Origin of the sequence: Rhodoferax sp. BLA1 (assembly GCF_013416775.1) — a bacterium.
GTDB lineage: Bacteria > Pseudomonadota > Gammaproteobacteria > Burkholderiales > Burkholderiaceae_C > Rhodoferax.
This window is the reverse complement of sequence record NZ_SZVI01000008.1, coordinates 101,277-118,189: the sequence shown is the minus strand read 5'-3', so window position 1 is coordinate 118,189 and position 16,913 is coordinate 101,277. Positions and strand designations below refer to the sequence as shown.

Genomic DNA, 16,913 nt, shown 5'->3' with positions numbered 1-16,913 from the left:
AACTCTTTCAGCGTTTGAGTTTGGGGTCAAACGCGTCGCGCAGGCCATCACCCAAGAGGTTAAAGGCCAGCACCGTGATCAAAATTGCCAGACCGGGGAAGGTCACCACCCACCAGGCGCGCAACACAAATTCACGCGCATCGGCCAGCATGGTGCCCCACTCGGGTGAGGGCGGTTGTGCACCCAGGCCCAGAAAGCCCAGGGCCGCAGCGTCCAGAATGGCGGTCGAGATGCCCAGCGAAGCCTGCACGATCAGTGGTGCGGTGCAGTTGGGCAACACCTCGCTGAACATCAGCCGCAGGTGACCGGCGCCGTTCATGCGCGCCGCCGTCACATAGTCGCGTGACATTTCGGAGATGACCGCAGCACGGGTGATACGCACGTAATGCGGCAGCACCACAATCGCCACCGCCAGCATCGCGTTCATCAGCCCTGGACCGAGGATGGCCACAATCACAATCGCCAGCAGCAGGCTGGGCAGGGTCAGGATGATGTCCATCAGGCGCATCACCGCGATCTCGAACACGCCACGGAAATAGCCAGCAGTGAGACCCAGCACGGTGCCCAGCGTCACCGACAGTGCCACCACGGCCAGGCCAATGGCCAGAGACAGGCGGGCGCCGTGAATCAGACGCGACAGGATGTCGCGGCCAATCGCATCGGTACCGAGCAGGTGGGCAGTTGAGCCACCTTCTTGCCAGGCCGGTGGCACCAGAAACACGCTGGGGTCGGTGATGTCGGGCGCGTACGGTGCAATCCAAGGCGCAAAGGCGGCCATCAGCAGCACCAGCAGCACAATCACGAGGCCACCCACGGCGCCTTTGTTGGTTGAGAAATAGTCCCAGAATTCGCGCAGGGGATGCTGGGGGGTATGAGAGATAGGTTCGGCAAGCGTCGTCATGGTCATGGGCCTGTTAATGCCGAATGCGTGGGTTGATGATGCCGTAGGTCACATCCACCAGCAGGTTGATGATCATCACCATGCCGCCCAGCAGCAAGATGCCGCCTTGCAGCACGGGGTAGTCACGTCGGCCAATGGCTTCGATCATCCACTTGCCCACGCCGGGCCAGGAAAAAATGGTTTCGGTCAGGATCGCGCCGGTGAACAACACACCGATCTGCAGCCCAATCACAGTGATCACCGGGATCAGCGCATTGCGCAGGGCATGTAAACCCACCACCCGAAGGTTGGACAGGCCCTTGGCACGTGCGGTACGGATGTAGTCCTCACCCAGCACCTCGAGCATGGCCGAGCGGGTCATGCGCGCAATCACTGCCAGCGGGTTGGTGCCCAGCACAACCATCGGCAAAATCAGGTGGGTGACAGCCGACCAGAAAGCGTCCTTGTCGCCAGCCAACCAGGTGTCGATCAGCAGGAAGCCGGTCACCGGCTCAATGAAATACTGCACCGAGATGCGCCCCGACACTGGGGTCAGGTCCAGTTGCACCGAGAACAGCAAAATCAGCAACAAACCCCACCAGAAAATCGGCATCGAATAACCGGTCAGGGACACCCCCATCACGCCGTGGTCGAGAAAAGTGTTGCGTTTGACAGCGGCCAAAATACCTGCCGGAATGCCCACGATGAGGGCAAACAACATGGCGCACACCGCCAGTTCCACCGTGGCCGGGAACAGGGCCAAAAATTCGTCGAGTACCGGGCTGTGGGTGATGATGGAGTTGCCCAGATCACCTTGCAGCACACGGCCGATGTAGATGCCGTACTGCACCATCACCGGTCGGTCCAGACCATAGGCCTTGAGCAACTCGGCGTGACGGGCTGCGTCAATACCTCGTTCCCCGGCCAGGGTTTCAATGGGGTCACCGGGCACCATCCGGATCAGGAAGAACGCTACCAGCGTCATGCCGATGAAGGTCGGGATGATCAGACTGAAGCGGGTTAGCAGGAAACGAAACATCGCAGACTTTGATTTTTATGATGAACCCAACGTCTTGACACGAAGAAAAAGCCGACGTGATGTCGGCTTTTTCATGCTGCCAAGGGGGTTGATTATTTCAGATTTATTTCAGGTGTTTACCGATCAACCCGGCCATTTCAAACATCGTGACCTGGGCCTTGCCAAAAACTTCTTTGAGTTTGGCATCGGCATTGATCAGGCGCTTGTTGACCGCGTCCTGCAATTTTTGCTTCTTGATGTAAACCCACAGCTGTTTGACCACTTCGGTGCGTGGCAGCGGTTTGCCACCCACCACAGCTGCCAAAGCAGAGCTGGGGGTCAGGGCCTTCATGAACGCGGCGTTGACGGTGCGCTTTTTGGCGGGAGCCTTCTTGGCAGCTGTTTTGGGGGCAGCGGCTTTTTTAGCGGGTGCGGCCTTCTTGGCGGGAGCTGCTTTGGCAGGGGCGGCCTTGGCGGCAGCTTTGGCTGGTGCAGCCTTCACGGCTTTGGCGGGTGCTGCCGCTTTGGCAGGGGCCGCTTTTTTGACCGGTGCCGCTGGCACAGCCTTGGTGGCTGCCGCTTTTTTTGCGGGTGCGGCTTTGGGGGCTGGAGCAGCTTTTTTTGCTGGCGCTTTGGTTGCAGTTGCCATGGTGTTTTGTCCTATTGGAAGTTAATCAATCACCAGCAAGAAAAGCTCATCTGCTGGTTGAGCCGGATGCTACTGGAGAAAAACCCCTTTTCCAAGGGGAAAAGCGAGAAATATGGCCTGTTGCTCACGTTTTTTGTAGCGTGAGGCCCCACAGTGGTGCCGTACGGTGGCAAGTGGCCCGTTTGCCGACCTTGCCAGCGTGCGCGCTTCTCTACAATTTTTCATTTTTGAGGGGGATCTCGATGTCTTCAATGCCACTGACTTGTGACCTGTGTGATGCACACAAACAGGCGTCTCCCGAGGTGTTTGCGGTGTTGCCTCCGGTGTTTCGCGACTTTGGTGCGCGCCTGGCTTTTGCTGGGCCGGTGAGCACGGTCAAATGTTTTGAAGACAACTCGCTCGTGAAGGCCGCGGTGGAGAGCCCCGGCTGGATCGACACGCCCGAGGGGCGGGTGGGCAAGGTGCTGGTGGTGGACGGTGCAGGCTCTCTGCGCCGTGCGCTGCTGGGTGGCAATCTGGGGGCAGCGGCTGCACGCCATGGCTGGGCCGGGGTGGTGATCAATGGCTGTGTGCGCGATGTGGCCGAGCTGGCGCAGCTGGACCTGGGTATCCGCGCGCTGGCCTGTGTGCCCATGCCCACCGACAAACACAACCAGGGCTTGAGTGAGGTGCCGGTGCAGATTCAGGGTGTCTGGGTGCGCCCGGGGGACTGGCTGTACGCCGATGCCGACGGCATGGTGGTGAGCGCCACGCCCTTGGGCTGAGCCGGGCTCAGGCGCTGACCGGCGTCGTGCGTCCCGGCAGCGTGGCCAGCACCACACCAGAGAGGCACAGGCCAAACGCCAGCAGCTGCCAGCCACTGAGTGATTCACCCAGCACCAGCACACCCACGGCAGCGGCCGAGATCGGCAGCATCACGGTGAACACCCCGGCCTGCGACGCGGGCACGGTTTTTAAGCCGGTCATCCACAACCACACCGTCCAGACGCTGGCGGCCAGTGCGTAAAACACCAGCAGCAGCCAGATCGGTATCGCCACACCCGAGAAATCAAAGGCCCAGGCCGCGTACAGGCCCATCGGGGTCATCAGTGCAAACCCCCACAGGTTGATCAGCGCGGTGATGCGTTTGGGTGACACGGTGCCGGTGAGTTTTTTGCCAATCACCGCATACGCGGCCTCACATACCACAGCGCCCATCACCAGCAGATTGCCCAGCCACGATGTTTTATGAGCCAAATTGGCATCTGGTCCTTGTATTGCATGGGCAGATAGCTCTGATTTCGAGAGTGAGAACAAGCCGATGCCCAGCGCCGCCAGCACAATCGCCAGCGCCACACGGCGGCTGATGCGCTCACGCAGGAAGACCCAGCTCAGCAGTGCCACCACGGCTGGGATCGCTGCCAAAATGACGCCCGCTGAGACGGCAGTGGTCAGGCTCACGCCAAATAGCATACAGATCGTGAACAAAAAATTGCCCAGGAAGGATTCGAGAAAAATCAGCTTCTTTGTCGTGCGACTCATCGGCGCTTCTGAGGCCGGTTTACGCAGCCAGTGCGGCATGGCCAGCGCACCAATGCCAAAACGCAACCAGGCCAGCAAAAACACCGGTAGCGCCGCCGCCAGCGGTTTGCTCAGCGCCACATAACTGCCCACCAGCGACATGCTCAGGGCCAGGAACACACAGGCCAACCACAGAGGCGGCGCAGCAACAACTTTCAAAGTCATGGGTGCAACTCGTTCACATCAAAGCCCTGGATGATGCCCGAAATAGTGGGTCCATCCGGGGCGCTGGTCAGGCGATGTCAGTGGCCAAACTCCTGCTTGGGCCGGACTTTGTGGAAGCTGATCGGCACACCCTGGATGGCTGCGGCCAGTTCCTGGCGCGACTGCTTGGCCACGGTGGGTTTCATCTTGCCCATGACGTGCATTTCGCAGGGTTTGCAGTCAAAACGCAGGGTGAGTTTCTCCTTGCCGTTGACCAGTTGCAGCGGCTCGGCCTTCACAAAACCCTGCACACCGGTCACGCCCTTGGCCTGTTTGGGGCACAGGCTCAAGGAAAAGCGCACACAGTGTTTGGTGATCATCAGGCTGACTTCGCCCGTCTCCTGCACCGCTTCATAGGCTGGGGCGATCACCTTGACACCGTGTTTGGCATAAAAGGCGCGGGCCGCCCGGTTGAACACATTGGCCAGGTAACTCAAGCTGTCTTCGGGGTAGGGCGCGGGTGGCTCGATGGGCAGGGCACGTGGCAGGCGGGTGAAGGCGGCGGCGCGGGCTGCTTCCAACTGCGCCACTGCGTCGCGGCGCAGGCTGTTGAGCAGGGAGCTGGGCAACACAATGGCCTCAAATCGGCCTCTAGCCCAGGTCACGTCTGTGCTGATAGCTATGAAGTTGGTAGTTCCCAGGCGGCCCAGCTGGCTCCGGACTTGTTCCAGTGTGGCGTCCGAATCCAGCGCCGCTTGCCGCTGCGCTGCGGGAAAGGGCTGCTGCACCGTAGCGCTGTGGCCATCTTCGTCGGTCAGGGTCAGCTGCACGGCTTCAGCTTGTACCTGCAGGTTGATCCAGAGGCCGATGCGCCGGTCGCTCGATTTTTTGTCGAGCTGGCGCAGCCAGTGCACATCGCGGTTGCGGTTGACTTCCAGCCCAGCGCGCAGGTCTTTGAGTGTGTCCAGCGCGTCTTTGGGAAACACCCGCCAGCGCGCTTTCTTGGCGCTGATGAGTTCCGCGCGGTTGATGGCCAAGCCCACCAACTCTTTTTGCAGGTCGTAGTAACACAGGCCGTCGCCGTTGTGCAACTCGGTGTAGCGGCTGCTGAGTTCGAGCTCAACCCAGTTGGGGCCGGTTAACAACACGTGGCCAATCGGCTGGCCTGGATTTTTGGGTGAATCAAAGGCACCGATGTCATCCTGGCGGCCATTAACAAAGTAGTCGGTGAACTCGCGGTTGAAGTTCTGGTTCGGATCGGGGGTGAAACTGAAGGTGGTCTTGCCGCTGCTGGCGCGGGCCAACGGCTGCTCCGAATGTTGACGCTCTTCGATCACCTCATCGAGCAGGGTGCGGTAGTGCGCGGTGATGTTTTTGACATAGGCCATGTCCTTGTAGCGGCCTTCGATCTTGAAGCTGCGCACACCGGCGTCCACCAGCGCGTTGATGTTGTCGCTCTGGTTGTTGTCTTTCATCGAGAGGACGTGTTTGTCATGGGCCACAAAGCGGCCCTTGTCGTCAATTACCTGGTAAGGCAGGCGGCAGGCCTGGCTGCATTCACCGCGGTTGGCGCTGCGCCCGGTGTGGGCAGCACTGATGTAACACTGTCCGCTGTAGGCGACACAAAGTGCGCCGTGCACAAAAAATTCGATGGCGCATCGGCTGGGGTCGGTGGCGGCGCGGATGGCGGCGATTTGTTCGAGCGTCAGCTCACGCGCCAGCACAATTTGCGACAGGCCTGCGTCTTGCAAAAAACGTGCTTTCTCAGGCGTGCGGATGTCGGTCTGGGTGCTGGCGTGCAACTGGATCGGTGGCAGGTCCAGCTCCAGCAGGCCCATGTCCTGGATGATCAGCGCATCCACCCCCGCGTCGTAGAGCTGCCAGTTCAGTTTTCGCGCAGGCTCCAACTCATCGTCACGCAGGATGGTGTTGAGGGTGACAAAAATGCGGCTGTTGAAGTGGTGCGCATGGGCCACCAGACGGGCGATGTCGGCCACCGAGTTGTCGGCGCTGGAGCGTGCCCCAAAGCCCGGGCCACCGATGTAGACGGCATCGGCCCCGTGGTTGACGGCTTCGATGCCAATGGCGGCGTCGCGCGCCGGGGCTAAGAGTTCAAGTTGGTGGGGGAGCAAGGACATGGCCCGAATTATCCCTGCGTAGGCCGGGCTCTGCAGCTTCAGCGGGTGATGGCCCCGGGGCTTGCGCTGGACGGTGCTGCCGCAGCCTAGCGCCAGTGCAGCGAGTCCCGCTCCAACAAGCCGCCTTGGTGGGCGCGCTGCTGAGACGTATACACCTGCGCCTGCAGCCATTCCGGCGCACCGATGTCCTTGAGGGTTTCAGCATTCAGGCCGTCCAGTGCCGTCAAATGGCTCAGTTCCAGTCGGGCGCGCCGCGCTGCCTTCCAGGACGCCCAGAAGCGGCGCACAGCACCCATCCAGCGTGGGATGAGGCTGGGTGTGCTGTCTTGTGGCAAGGCGCGGCAGGCACAGGGCTGGGCGAGGGTGTTCATGAGAATCTCCAGGGTTTGGTTGAAGGTTCTGGTAAGCTTACCTGCCTGATTAGGCGCTGTATATCGATGATTTATGGATTGATTGTTCACTTATGCTTACCAAGACATGTCAAGATTACCGCTGAACATCCTGCCGACCTTTCGTGTGGTGGCGCGCCTGGGCAACCTGCGTGCGGCCGCGCAGGAGTTGCATCTGACCCACAGCGCGGTCAGCCAGCAGATCAAGTTGCTCGAAGAACAGCTGGGTTTTGAGCTGTTTGACCGGCGTGGGCGGCGCATTGTGCTCAATGCCGCAGGCGCCGCTTTGCTGCGTCATGTGGAGCCTGCGCTGGATCGCCTGGATGAAGGTTTGCGTGCCGCCGTGGCCACCGCAAAAGGGGAGGCGCAGCGCATCCGCCTGAGTTTGCTGCCTTCCTTTGCACAGCGCTGGCTGATGCCACGTATGCCGCGCTGGCGGGCCCGTCACCCGGAGATCAACCTGGAGATCCATGCCACGCAACAAATGGTGGATCTGGTGCGTGAGGGCTACCACGTGGCGCTGCGCCAGGGGGCGGGACCGTGGCGTGGTCTGCAGGCGGTACAGCTGATCGATTCACCCCTGATTGCGCTGGGGTCTCCTGCCGCAGCCCTTCGCCTGCAAGGGCGCAGCATCCATGCACTGGCCGAGGAGCCGCTGCTGGGGCGGGCCAGCTGGTGGGAGCGTTGGTTTGCCTTGGGCGGCTACCGGGTGGCGGTCAACCCGGTGGCCACCTTCAACGATGCCGGCTTGATGCTGCAGGCGGTGGAGCAAGACATGGGCATTGGCCTGGCGCGGGAGGTGCTGGCCGCCGACGCCTTGCGTCAGGGGCAACTGGTGCGGCTGTCGCCCTGGGCGTTACCAGATGCCACGGCCTTTGCCTTCTGGTGTGTTTTTCCGCCTGAACTGGACAACTGGCCACCTTTGTTGGCCTTTCGCGCCTGGTTGCAAGAGGAGCTGGCCTTGTCGCTGCAAGGGCTGGGCGACATGGCCGCGCACAGCGACCCGCTGTCTTAGGCTCCCCCAAAAAAACGCGGCCACTCGGGCCGCGTTTTTGGCATCAAAGGCTGTTGCCTTATTCGATGCGTGCTTTGGTGCGCAACTCGTTCTGGTAGTTGGCCAGTTTTTGCTGTTGCAGTTGCTGGGCGATCTGCGGTTTGACTTCCTCAAACTTGGGCAACTGGGCTTCACGCACATCGTCCAGGCGGATGATGTGGTAACCAAACTGTGACTTGACCGGGGTGTCGGTGGTCTTGCCCTTGGCCAGTTTGGTCAGTGCTTCGGCAAATTCGGTCACATAGTTGCCAGCGGGTGCCCAGTCCAGGTCACCACCGTTGACGCCGGAGCCCGGGTCTTTGCTGGCTTTTTTGGCGATGTCTTCAAACTTGCCGCCTTTTTTGAGCTGGGCGATGATGGCCTTGGCTTCGGACTCTTTCTCAACCAGGATGTGGCGGGCACGGTATTCCTTGCCGCTGTTGGCCGCTGCAAACTTGTCGTATTCAGCCTTGATTTCTTCGTCGGTGACGGCGTTGGTTTTCTGGAAGTTGGTGAACAGGTCACGGATCAGGATGGTCTGGCGTGCCAAGTCCATCTGCACCTTGTAGTCTTCGGTGGCGTCCAGGCCTTGTTTCTGGGCTTCCTGGATGAAGATTTCGCGGGCGATGACTTCGTCCTTGATCTGTTTTTCGATGTCCGGCGTGACTTCACGGCCGGAGCGGGCGATTTGCTGGCTCAGGGCCTGGACACGGGCCAGCGGCACGGCTTTGCCATTCACGATCGCCAGGTTCTGGGCGTTCGCCAAGGGAGACAGACCGGCCACCAGGGCAGCCAGTGCAAAACTTGCGACGAGTTTGTTTTTCATGGAAATTTCCTGCGTTTTTTGAATGAAAAGTGTTTGGGGGTTGGACCCGCTTCAGTTGGCGGCGGGTAATTGGGTTTCGATGGCCAGCGCATGCAGGCCCTGGTCGATGAAATCTTGCAGCGCATCATACACAAGCCGATGCCGCGCTACCGGTGTCTTGCCGGTAAATAACTGTGAAGCAATCCGTACACGGAAGTGGCTGCCAAAGCCAGTGCCATTGGCGCCCGCATGGCCGCTGTGTAATGCACTCTCGTCAATCACCTCGAGCGCAGTGGGTTGCAGCCGCTCTTGCAGGCGTTGGGTGATCAGCGCCGCGCTCGCTGTCGGCAGTGGCTGGCTCATGGTGTGGGCTCGCTTTTCTCCTCGGTCAGGTAGCGCGAGATATAAAAGCCCTGGCCCACTAGAAACACCACCGGGAACACATAACCCCAGATCTTGAAGTCGACCCAGGCCTCGGTACTGAAATACGCCGCCACATAACCATTGATGATGGCCATGAAAGCGCTGTAGCCCACCCACAGTCCGTTGAGGCGCATCCACACCGGCTCGGGCAGGCTCAACTGGCTGCCCAGCAGCGCCTTGAGGAAGTTTTTCTTGTAGACCCACACTGCCAAGGCCAGCGCAATTGCTATGGCGCCATACAACACGGTGGGTTTCCATTTGATGAAACGCTCATCGTGCAAGACCAGGGTCAAGGTGCCAAATACCAGGATCAAGGCCAGCGTGATCTTGTGCATGGCGGTCAGCTTGCGGTCGATGCCGTAGATCAGCGCCATCTGCAGCACAGTGGCGGCCATCAGCACCGCAGTGCCCACATAGATGTCGTAGAACTTGAAGGCGCCGAAAAACAGCAGGATCGGGAAGAAGTCGATGAGGATTTTCATGTAGCCTTGAAGTTTAACGAAGCCGAGTTCATGCAATAACGCAGGCCGGTGGGCGCCGGGCCGTCGTCAAACACATGGCCCAGGTGGGCGCCACATTGGGAGCACACGGTTTCCACCCGGGTCATGCCGTGGCTGCGGTCGGTGATCTCGGTGATGGCACCAGGCACCGCCAGCGAAAAGCTGGGCCAGCCGCAGTGCGCGTCGAACTTGGTGTCGGCGTCAAAGAGCTTATTGCCGCAGCAGATGCAGTGGTAGCTGCCGTCGGCCCAGTGGCGCGCGTATTTGCCGGTGAACGGGCGTTCGGTGGCGGCCTGGCGTGTGACCTGGAAAGCACCGGGTTCGGCGCCCATGTCGGCCAGCTGGGCCTGCCACTCGGCGTCACTTTTCTGGATGGGAAAACGCATGGTGTGGGTCTCCAAAAGGGTCAGGAACTGCAGCTGATGCTGATCTGGCTGGCCCAGTCGGGCGGCAAACCAGCCAGCGCCTCAAACGCGGGGTGTTCATCATAGGGCGCCAGCAGCAGCGTCAGCAAGTTGGCCACGCCGCTGAAGTCTTTGTGTCGTGCCGCCTCGATGGCGTTTTCACCGAGGTAGTTGCGCAGCACATACTTGGGGTTGACTTTGAGCATCAAATTGGCCTCTAGCCCTTGTTCTGATTGGGCGCATAGCTCTTGATACAGTAGCAGCCAGGTGTCGAAGCCAACCCGGTCGATGAACAGGTCGCGCACCGGCTCGAAGGGGCCACTGGCCCGGGCATGGCTCAGGCGGCGCCAGAAGATGCTGTAGTCGACCCGGTCCTGCGCCAGCAAGGCCAGCGTGTCGCGGATCAGTGTGGACAGCTGCTCGTTCCCCTCTGCGGCCTTGAGCCCGAGTTTGGCTGCCATCAACTGCTGGTAGCTGCGCTTGAAGGTGGGCTCAAAGCTGTCCAACGCCTGTTCTGCCGGGGCCGGGCTGCCAATCAGCGGCAGCAGCGCGTTGGCCAGCGCGTACAGGTTCCAGTGGGCGATCTCGGGTTGCTGGTCAAACGCATAACGGCCATGCGGGTCGCTGTGGTTGCAGATGTGGCCCGGGTCAAACGCGTCCAGAAAGGCAAACGGGCCGTAGTCCAGCGTCAGGCCCAGGATGCTCATGTTGTCGGTGTTCATCACGCCGTGGCAAAAACCCACCGCCTGCCAGTGCGCCACCATCACCGCCGTGCGCTGCACCACCGCCTGCAACCAGCTCGCGTAGACGTTGCCGTCCAGCGTGGGGGCGCTGCGGCAGTCCGGGTAAAAGCGGTCGATGACAAAGTCGGCCAGGGTCTTTAACTCGGCATGTTGCCGGCGGCTGGCAAAGTGTTCAAAGTGGCCAAAACGGATGAAACTCGGCGCCAGCCGGGTTACCACCGCCGCAGTTTCCAGCAGCTCGCGCGCCACCGGCTGGTCCGAGCCGGTCACACACAGCGCCCGAGTGGTGGGAATACCCAACCCAAACATCGCCTCGGAACACAAGAACTCGCGGATGCTGCTGCGCAACACCGCCCGGCCATCCCCCATACGGGAATAAGGTGTCAGGCCCGAGCCTTTGAGCTGGATTTCCCAACCATTGGCTTCACCGAGCAGAATCGCCCGACCATCCCCCAGCTGCCCGGCCCAATGCCCAAACTGGTGGCCGCTGTAGACGCTGGCCAGCGGCTGGCTGCCTGAGAGTGGCAGGTTGCCCGACAGGGCTTGCAACAGCTCGGGCGATGCCAGGGTCTGGGGGGCCAGGTCCAGCAGCGCGGCTGCGCTGGGGCTGCGCCCGACCCAATACGGCTCGGTCAGCGGCTGGGGGGCGATCTGGGTGTAAAACGCCGCGCCCAGTTGGTGAAACCGGTTGTCCCAGTTCAGGGGCAAACGCAGGGGCAGCTTGGGCAGGTGGGGCGCATTCATGGCTGAATTGTGGGCTGGCCGCGACAAACCCTGTGGGTGCAGGGGCATCCGGCGCAGGCTAGGGTTGCAGGGTGCCTGAGCGGGTGGGGGGCGGAGGGGGCCTGGTTTCGCAGTACGATGGACGGTTGATTCAAACCACAAGAGGAGCGCTGACATGTTGGGATTGATGCAAAACCAGGCGCTGACGATTTCGTCCCTGATCGACTTTGCCGAGCGCCACCATGGCGACGGCGAGATCGTCTCGCGCCGGGTTGAGGGCGACATCCACCGCTACACCTACCGCCAGGTGGCGCAGCGCGCACGCCAGTTGGCCCATGGGCTGGATACCCTGGGTGTCCAGATGGGTGAACGTGTTGGCTCGATCGCGTGGAATGGTTACCGTCATCTGGAGATGTATTTTGGTGTCAGCGGCTCGGGCCGGGTCTTGCACACCATCAACCCACGCATGCACCCGGACCAGATCGCCTGGGTGATCCACCATGCGCAGGACCAGTTGCTGTGTTTTGACCTCACGTTTTTGCCCATCGTCCAGGCCATCCACAGCCGATGCCCGAGTGTCCAACACTGGGTGGCGCTGTGTGACGCCGACAAGCTGCCGGCCAACAGCGGCATCCCCGGTTTGCTGAGTTATGAGGTCCTGCTGGCGCGTCAGCCGGTGACCTACACCTGGCCCGACCTCGACGAAAACACCGCATCAAGCATGTGTTACACCAGCGGCACCACCGGCAACCCCAAGGCCGCGCTCTACAGCCACCGTTCCACCGTGTTGCATGCCTACGCTGCCGCACTGCCCGATGTGATGTCGATGTCGGCGCGTGACGCGATCCTGCCAGTGGTGCCGATGTTTCACGTCAACGCCTGGGGTATCCCGTACTCGGCCGCACTCACCGGTGCCAAGCTGGTGTTTCCGGGGCCGGGCCTGGACGGCAAGTCGGTCTACGAGCTGATCGAGTCGGAGCAGGTGACGTATGCCGCCGGTGTGCCCACGGTGTGGCAGATGCTGCTGAGCCATGTGCAAGGCAAGGGCCTGAGGTTTTCCAGCCTGAAACGCACGGTGATTGGTGGCTCGGCCTGTCCGCCCGCGATGATCAGCGCGTTCAACGACCAGTTTGGTGTGGAGGTGCTGCACGCCTGGGGCATGACCGAGATGAGTCCCTTGGGCACGCTGTGCACCCTGAAAAACAAACACCAGCACCTGTCCGAGGACGAGAAGATGAAGGTGCGCCTGAAACAGGGACGAGCCCTCTATGGCATCGACATGAAGATCGTCGACGGCGAGGGTGCCGAACTGCCTTGGGACGGCCACACCTGTGGCGACCTGCTGGTCAAAGGGCCATGGGTGATCCGCGAGTATTACCAGGGTGAGGGTGACACCCAGGCGGTCAGGCCGCTGGTGGACGGCTGGTTTCCCACGGGGGATGTGGCCAGCATCGATGCCGACGGCTACATGCAGATCACCGACCGCAGCAAGGACTTGATCAAGTCGGGTGGCGAGTGGATCAGCTCGATCGATATCGAAAACATCGCAGTCGCCCACCCGGCGGTTGCCTTGGCGGCCTGTGTGGGCATGAAACACCCCAAGTGGGACGAACGCCCGGTGGTGGTGGTGGTCAGGAAGCCCGGTCTGGACGTGTCGCGCGAGGATCTGCTGGCCTTCTACCAGGGCAAGGCGGCCAAGTGGCAGGTGCCCGACGATGTGATCTTTCTGGAGGCCATCCCGATGGGTGCCACCGGCAAGATGCAAAAGAGCAAGCTGCGCGAGCTGCTCAAAGACTATGTGTTGCCCGACCTGCGTTGAGGACACCTGCACGGCATGGCTTGGTTGACCCTGTCTTTGTTGAACGGCATCAGCTACGGCCTGCTGCTGTTTTTGCTCAGCTCTGGGCTGACGCTGATCTGGGGCTTGATGGGGGTGCTCAACTTTGCCCACGCCGCGTTTTACATGTTGGGTGCGTACCTGGCCTACAGCGTCTCGAACTGGCTGGGTTTCTGGTGGGCGATGCTGCTGGCGCCCCTCGGGGTTGGGCTGCTGGGCGCGGGTTTTGAGCGGCTAGCCTTGCGCCGGGTGCGCTCTTTTGGTCACATGTCCGAGCTGCTGATCAGCTTTGGCCTGTCTTACATCCTGGTGGAGCTGGTGCAAGGCCTGTGGGGCCGCAGCGCGGTCGACTACCGGGTGCCGCCGGTGCTCGACGGGCCGCTGTTGACCCTGTTTGACACCCAATTTCCCCTGTACCGCGCCTTCATCATGGGCGTGACGCTGCTGGTGCTGGCGGCGCTGGCGCTGCTGGTGCGCACCCGCGCTGGCCTGGTGGTCCGCGCTGCCTTGACCCACCCCGAGATGGTGCAGGCCCTGGGCCACAACGTGCCGCGTGTGTTCACACTCGTGTTTGGCCTGGGCTGTGCCCTGGCCGGGCTGGCCGGGGTGCTCGGCGGCAATGCTTTTGTCACCGAGCCGGGCATGGCGCAGGCACTCGGTGGGGTGGTGTTTGTGGTGGTGGTGGTGGGGGGGCTGGGATCCTTGCGCGGGGCCTTGGTCGCCTCGCTGGGGATCGGCTTGTTGCAGACCTTTGCTGTGGCGTTGGATGTGGCGCTGCTGCCTTCACTCAAGCTCAGCCAGCTCGCGCCGGTCTTGCCCTATGTGGTGATGGTGTTGACCCTGGTGGTTCGGCCCCATGGTTTGATGGGAAGTGCACAGCGCCATGCCAGTTACTGAGCCGGGGTCAAGCCGACATCGCCAGACGCTGCTGCTGTGGGGCGGCTACGCGCTGGTCCTGGTGCTGGCGCCGCTGCTGTTTGACAGCAGCCTGGGCCAGTCGCTGTTGAGCCAGATCGGCATCGCGATCATCGTCTGCCTGAGCTACAACCTGCTGCTGGGCCAGGGTGGTCTGGTGAGTTTTGGCCATGCGGTGTATTCGGGCATGGGCGCGTATTTGGCGATGCACACGCTCAATCTGGTCAGTGGTGGCTGGCCGCTGCCCGTGAGCCTGGTGCCGCTGGCGGGTGGTCTGGGCAGTGTGCTGCTGGCGCTGCTGCTGGGCTGGGTCAGCACCCGGCGCGCGGGTACCGCGTTTGCCATGATCAGCTTTGGTGTGGGTGAGCTGATCTGGGCGGGTGCGCTGGTGCTGCCGGGGTTTTTTGGCGGGGAGGGTGGTCTGTCTGGCAACCGGGTGGCGGGTAGCGCGCCCTTGGGTCTCACGTTTGGCCCGCAAATCCAGCTCTACTACCTGATCGCGGCCTACACCCTGGTCTGCACGGCGCTGATGTACTCCCTGACGCAGACGCCGCTCGGCAGACTGCTCAACGCGGTGCGCGACAACCCCGAGCGTGTCGCCTTCATTGGCTACAACCCGCAGCGGGTGCGTTACATGGTGTTTGTGATGTCGGCCTTTTTTGCAGGTATCGCGGGTGGCTTGTCGGCCTTGCACTATGAAATGGTGAGCGCCGATGTGCTCTCGGCGCACCGCTCTGGCCTGCTGCTACTGTTCACCTTTGTCGGTGGCAGCACCCTGTTTGTCGGCCCGATCCTGGGCGCGGTGTTGATGGTGCTGGCGCTCGGTGTGTTGCCCGGCCTGACCCCGGCCTGGCTGCTCTACCTGGGTGTGGTGTTTGTGGGGGTGGTGATGGTCGCGCCCGGTGGTCTGGCGGCGCTGTTGCTGCGCGGCTGGCAGCGCGCCGGGCAGGGCGGTTGGTTGCGCTTGTGGCCCTGGCGGCTGGCGCTGGCGGCCTCATTTTTGATAGCTATTACCCCTGTATTGGCGGGGGTTGAGATGCTTTATCGCTTGCAACAGGTGGACATATTGGGCCCCCATCTGCGCTTCTTGGGCTGCACGCTGGACGTGTTGAGCCCCGCCAACTGGCTGTGTGTGGTGGCGGTGGCGAGCCTGGGCGGGCTGGGGTGGTGGCTGAGCCAGGGCGTTCTGGCGCAGAAAGCCGCGTTGTGAACCCACCTCTGACATCCCCCGCTGGTGCTGCGCTGGCCTTGCTTGGCCTGCACAAGTCCTTTGGCCCGGCCCAGATCATCCGAGACATCAGCCTGACGGTGGCACCGGGCGAACGTGTGGCCATCATTGGCCCCAATGGCGCGGGCAAATCCACGCTGTTTGACATCATCAGCGGGCGCTGTGCCCCCAGCCGTGGCCAGGTCTGGCTGGCGGGCCAGCGCATCGACGGCAAAAAGCCGTTTCAGATCAACCGCCTGGGCCTGGCGCGCAGCTTCCAGATCAGCCAGCTGTTTCCGACCCTGAGTGTGTTTGACAACCTGCGCTGCGCGATGATGTGGCGCCAGGGCCTGGGCTACAACTTCTGGCGCTTTCTCTCCAGCCTGACCGACACGAATGCCCGCAGCCAGACCCTGATGCAGCAGCTCCAGCTGGAGAGCGTCGCCCACATACCGGCGCAGCAGCTCAGTTACGCCCAGCAACGCGCGCTGGAGCTGGGCGTCACCCTGGCCAGCGACGCGCCGGTGCTGTTGCTCGACGAGCCCACGGCGGGCATGAGCCGTTCTGAGACCACCCAGTTCATGGCGCTGATCGACGAGTTAACGCGCGGCAAAACGCTCCTGATGGTGGAGCACGATATGTCCGTGGTGTTTGGGCTGGCGACCAAAATCGCTGTTTTGGTGCAAGGTGAACTGCTGGCCTTTGACAGCCCTGATGCCGTGCGCGCCAACCCGCTGGTGCAGCAAGCCTACCTGGGCGCCGTGTTGTCCACCGCTGAGCCGACCAAGGCCTGATGCAGATGCTGCAGATCCAGAACCTGAGCGCCGGTTACGACAAAAGCCGTGTCTTGCAAGGCGTGTCTTTGCAAGTGGGCGCGGGTGAGCTGGTGGCGCTGCTCGGGCGCAACGGCTCGGGCCGCTCCACCCTGGCCAAAGCCATCATGGGCTTGGTGCCCGCGCAAGGCAGTGTGTTGTGGCGCGGCCAGCAGCTGCTGGGTCGCACCACCTTCGAGATCGCCCGTGCTGGCCTGGGGTATGTGCCCGAGAGCCGTGATGTGTTCCCCGACCTGACGGTCACCCACAACCTGCTGCTGGGCCAGAAACCCGGTCGCCAGGGCGGCGGCTGGTCGCTCGACGACATGTTTGCGCTGTTCCCGCAGTTGCAGCAGCGTGCCCATGTCAAGGCCGGTGTCTTGTCGGGCGGTGAGCAGCAAATGCTGACTCTGTGCCGCACGCTCATGGGTAACCCCGAGCTGATCCTGATCGACGAGCCCACCGAAGGCCTGGCGCCGCAGCTGGTGGCGCAGGTGGCGACGTTCCTGGGCACCCTCAAAGCACGCGGGGTGTCGGTGCTGCTGATCGAGCAAAAACTCAGCATCGCGCTGCAGGTGGCGTCGCGCTGCCTGGTCATGGGCCAGGGCCGCGTGGTGTTTGAGGGCAGCCCTGCCGCGCTGCTGGCCAACGAGGCCGTGTGCCGGGAGTGGCTGGCGGTGTGAGGCGGAGGCGGTTCACGGCTGAAACCGAAGTGAGCTAACATATTGGTGCT

18 protein-coding genes are annotated in these 16,913 nt (G+C 62.0%); 7 read left to right on the top strand and 11 right to left on the bottom strand.

Translation table 11 applies throughout. The features are described 5' to 3' along the window. Nucleotides 1-7 precede the first annotated feature (7 nt). The 3 genes from FDG13_RS08400 to FDG13_RS08390 form a co-directional block, all read right to left on the bottom strand. Nucleotides 8-901, bottom strand: a complete 894-nt coding sequence (locus FDG13_RS08400; RefSeq protein ID WP_255435164.1) for an ABC transporter permease subunit — start codon at nt 899-901, stop codon at nt 8-10. 13 nt (nt 902-914) lie between these two features. After that, nucleotides 915-1,919 (bottom strand): ABC transporter permease subunit, encoded by a 1,005-nt coding sequence (locus FDG13_RS08395; protein ID WP_078363688.1) that lies wholly within the window; start codon nt 1,917-1,919, stop codon nt 915-917. Nucleotides 1,920-2,022: 103 nt separating this feature from the next. Continuing rightward, nucleotides 2,023-2,547 (bottom strand): SWIB/MDM2 domain-containing protein, encoded by a 525-nt coding sequence (locus tag FDG13_RS08390; RefSeq protein ID WP_180126664.1) that lies wholly within the window; start codon nt 2,545-2,547, stop codon nt 2,023-2,025. A gap of 242 nt (nt 2,548-2,789) precedes the next feature. Here FDG13_RS08390 and rraA point away from each other — a divergent pair, with 242 nt between their 5' ends. Next, nucleotides 2,790-3,311 (top strand): ribonuclease E activity regulator RraA, encoded by a 522-nt coding sequence (rraA, locus tag FDG13_RS08385; RefSeq protein WP_180126662.1) that lies wholly within the window; start codon nt 2,790-2,792, stop codon nt 3,309-3,311. Between the two features lie 7 nt (nt 3,312-3,318). Here the strand turns inward: rraA and FDG13_RS08380 are convergent, their stop codons facing one another. The 3 genes from FDG13_RS08380 to FDG13_RS08370 all read right to left on the bottom strand — a co-directional run bounded on the left by FDG13_RS08380 (nt 3,319) and on the right by FDG13_RS08370 (nt 6,760). Next, nucleotides 3,319-4,272: a DMT family transporter gene (locus FDG13_RS08380; protein ID WP_180126660.1), complete on the bottom strand. Its 954-nt coding sequence runs from the start codon at nt 4,270-4,272 to the stop codon at nt 3,319-3,321. A gap of 77 nt (nt 4,273-4,349) precedes the next feature. Then, complete coding sequence (locus FDG13_RS08375) at nt 4,350-6,389, bottom strand: U32 family peptidase (RefSeq protein WP_180126658.1); 2,040 nt, start codon at nt 6,387-6,389, stop codon at nt 4,350-4,352. 86 nt (nt 6,390-6,475) lie between these two features. After that, nucleotides 6,476-6,760, bottom strand: coding sequence for a hypothetical protein (locus FDG13_RS08370; RefSeq protein ID WP_180126656.1), 285 nt, complete (start codon nt 6,758-6,760; stop codon nt 6,476-6,478). Nucleotides 6,761-6,866: 106 nt separating this feature from the next. Here FDG13_RS08370 and FDG13_RS08365 point away from each other — a divergent pair, with 106 nt between their 5' ends. Continuing rightward, the gene (locus tag FDG13_RS08365; protein ID WP_180126654.1) at nt 6,867-7,793 is read left to right on the top strand and encodes a LysR substrate-binding domain-containing protein; all 927 of its coding nucleotides are present in this window, start codon (nt 6,867-6,869) and stop codon (nt 7,791-7,793) included. A gap of 58 nt (nt 7,794-7,851) precedes the next feature. On the opposite strand, the gene FDG13_RS08360 is transcribed toward FDG13_RS08365, so the two are convergent. From FDG13_RS08360 to FDG13_RS08340, 5 genes are read right to left on the bottom strand one after another with little or no spacing between them, the layout of a single operon-like run. Beyond that, complete coding sequence (locus FDG13_RS08360) at nt 7,852-8,637, bottom strand: peptidyl-prolyl cis-trans isomerase (protein ID WP_180126651.1); 786 nt, start codon at nt 8,635-8,637, stop codon at nt 7,852-7,854. Nucleotides 8,638-8,688: 51 nt separating this feature from the next. Continuing rightward, nucleotides 8,689-8,979 carry a BolA family transcriptional regulator gene (locus FDG13_RS08355; RefSeq protein WP_180126649.1) on the bottom strand — a complete coding sequence of 97 codons (291 nt, stop codon included), beginning with the start codon at nt 8,977-8,979 and terminating at the stop codon, nt 8,689-8,691. Continuing rightward, nucleotides 8,976-9,521 (bottom strand): septation protein A, encoded by a 546-nt coding sequence (locus FDG13_RS08350; RefSeq protein ID WP_180126647.1) that lies wholly within the window; start codon nt 9,519-9,521, stop codon nt 8,976-8,978. Before FDG13_RS08350 ends, FDG13_RS08355 begins: the two co-directional genes overlap by 4 nt. After that, nucleotides 9,518-9,925: a peptide-methionine (R)-S-oxide reductase MsrB gene (gene msrB / locus FDG13_RS08345; protein ID WP_078363678.1), complete on the bottom strand. Its 408-nt coding sequence runs from the start codon at nt 9,923-9,925 to the stop codon at nt 9,518-9,520. The genes FDG13_RS08350 and msrB overlap by 4 nt, the downstream gene beginning before the upstream one ends. A gap of 20 nt (nt 9,926-9,945) precedes the next feature. Continuing rightward, nucleotides 9,946-11,430 (bottom strand): YdiU family protein, encoded by a 1,485-nt coding sequence (locus tag FDG13_RS08340; protein ID WP_180126644.1) that lies wholly within the window; start codon nt 11,428-11,430, stop codon nt 9,946-9,948. Nucleotides 11,431-11,584: 154 nt separating this feature from the next. Between FDG13_RS08340 and FDG13_RS08335 the strand changes: the two genes are divergently transcribed. Genes FDG13_RS08335 through FDG13_RS08315 form a run of 5 tightly spaced genes read left to right on the top strand, consistent with a single transcriptional unit; the run spans nt 11,585 to nt 16,863 of the window. Further along, nucleotides 11,585-13,228: a 3-(methylthio)propionyl-CoA ligase gene (locus tag FDG13_RS08335; protein ID WP_180126642.1), complete on the top strand. Its 1,644-nt coding sequence runs from the start codon at nt 11,585-11,587 to the stop codon at nt 13,226-13,228. Nucleotides 13,229-13,243: 15 nt separating this feature from the next. Next, nucleotides 13,244-14,143, top strand: coding sequence for a branched-chain amino acid ABC transporter permease (locus tag FDG13_RS08330; protein ID WP_180126639.1), 900 nt, complete (start codon nt 13,244-13,246; stop codon nt 14,141-14,143). Further along, entirely contained in the window at nt 14,130-15,371 is a 1,242-nt protein-coding gene (locus FDG13_RS08325; protein ID WP_180126637.1) for a branched-chain amino acid ABC transporter permease, read from the top strand. The genes FDG13_RS08330 and FDG13_RS08325 overlap by 14 nt, the downstream gene beginning before the upstream one ends. Further along, the gene (locus FDG13_RS08320) at nt 15,368-16,162 is read left to right on the top strand and encodes an ABC transporter ATP-binding protein (protein WP_370528195.1); all 795 of its coding nucleotides are present in this window, start codon (nt 15,368-15,370) and stop codon (nt 16,160-16,162) included. Before FDG13_RS08325 ends, FDG13_RS08320 begins: the two co-directional genes overlap by 4 nt. Nucleotides 16,163-16,167: 5 nt before the next feature. Continuing rightward, nucleotides 16,168-16,863: an ABC transporter ATP-binding protein gene (locus FDG13_RS08315; RefSeq protein ID WP_180126749.1), complete on the top strand. Its 696-nt coding sequence runs from the start codon at nt 16,168-16,170 to the stop codon at nt 16,861-16,863. Nucleotides 16,864-16,913: the final 50 nt, after the last annotated feature.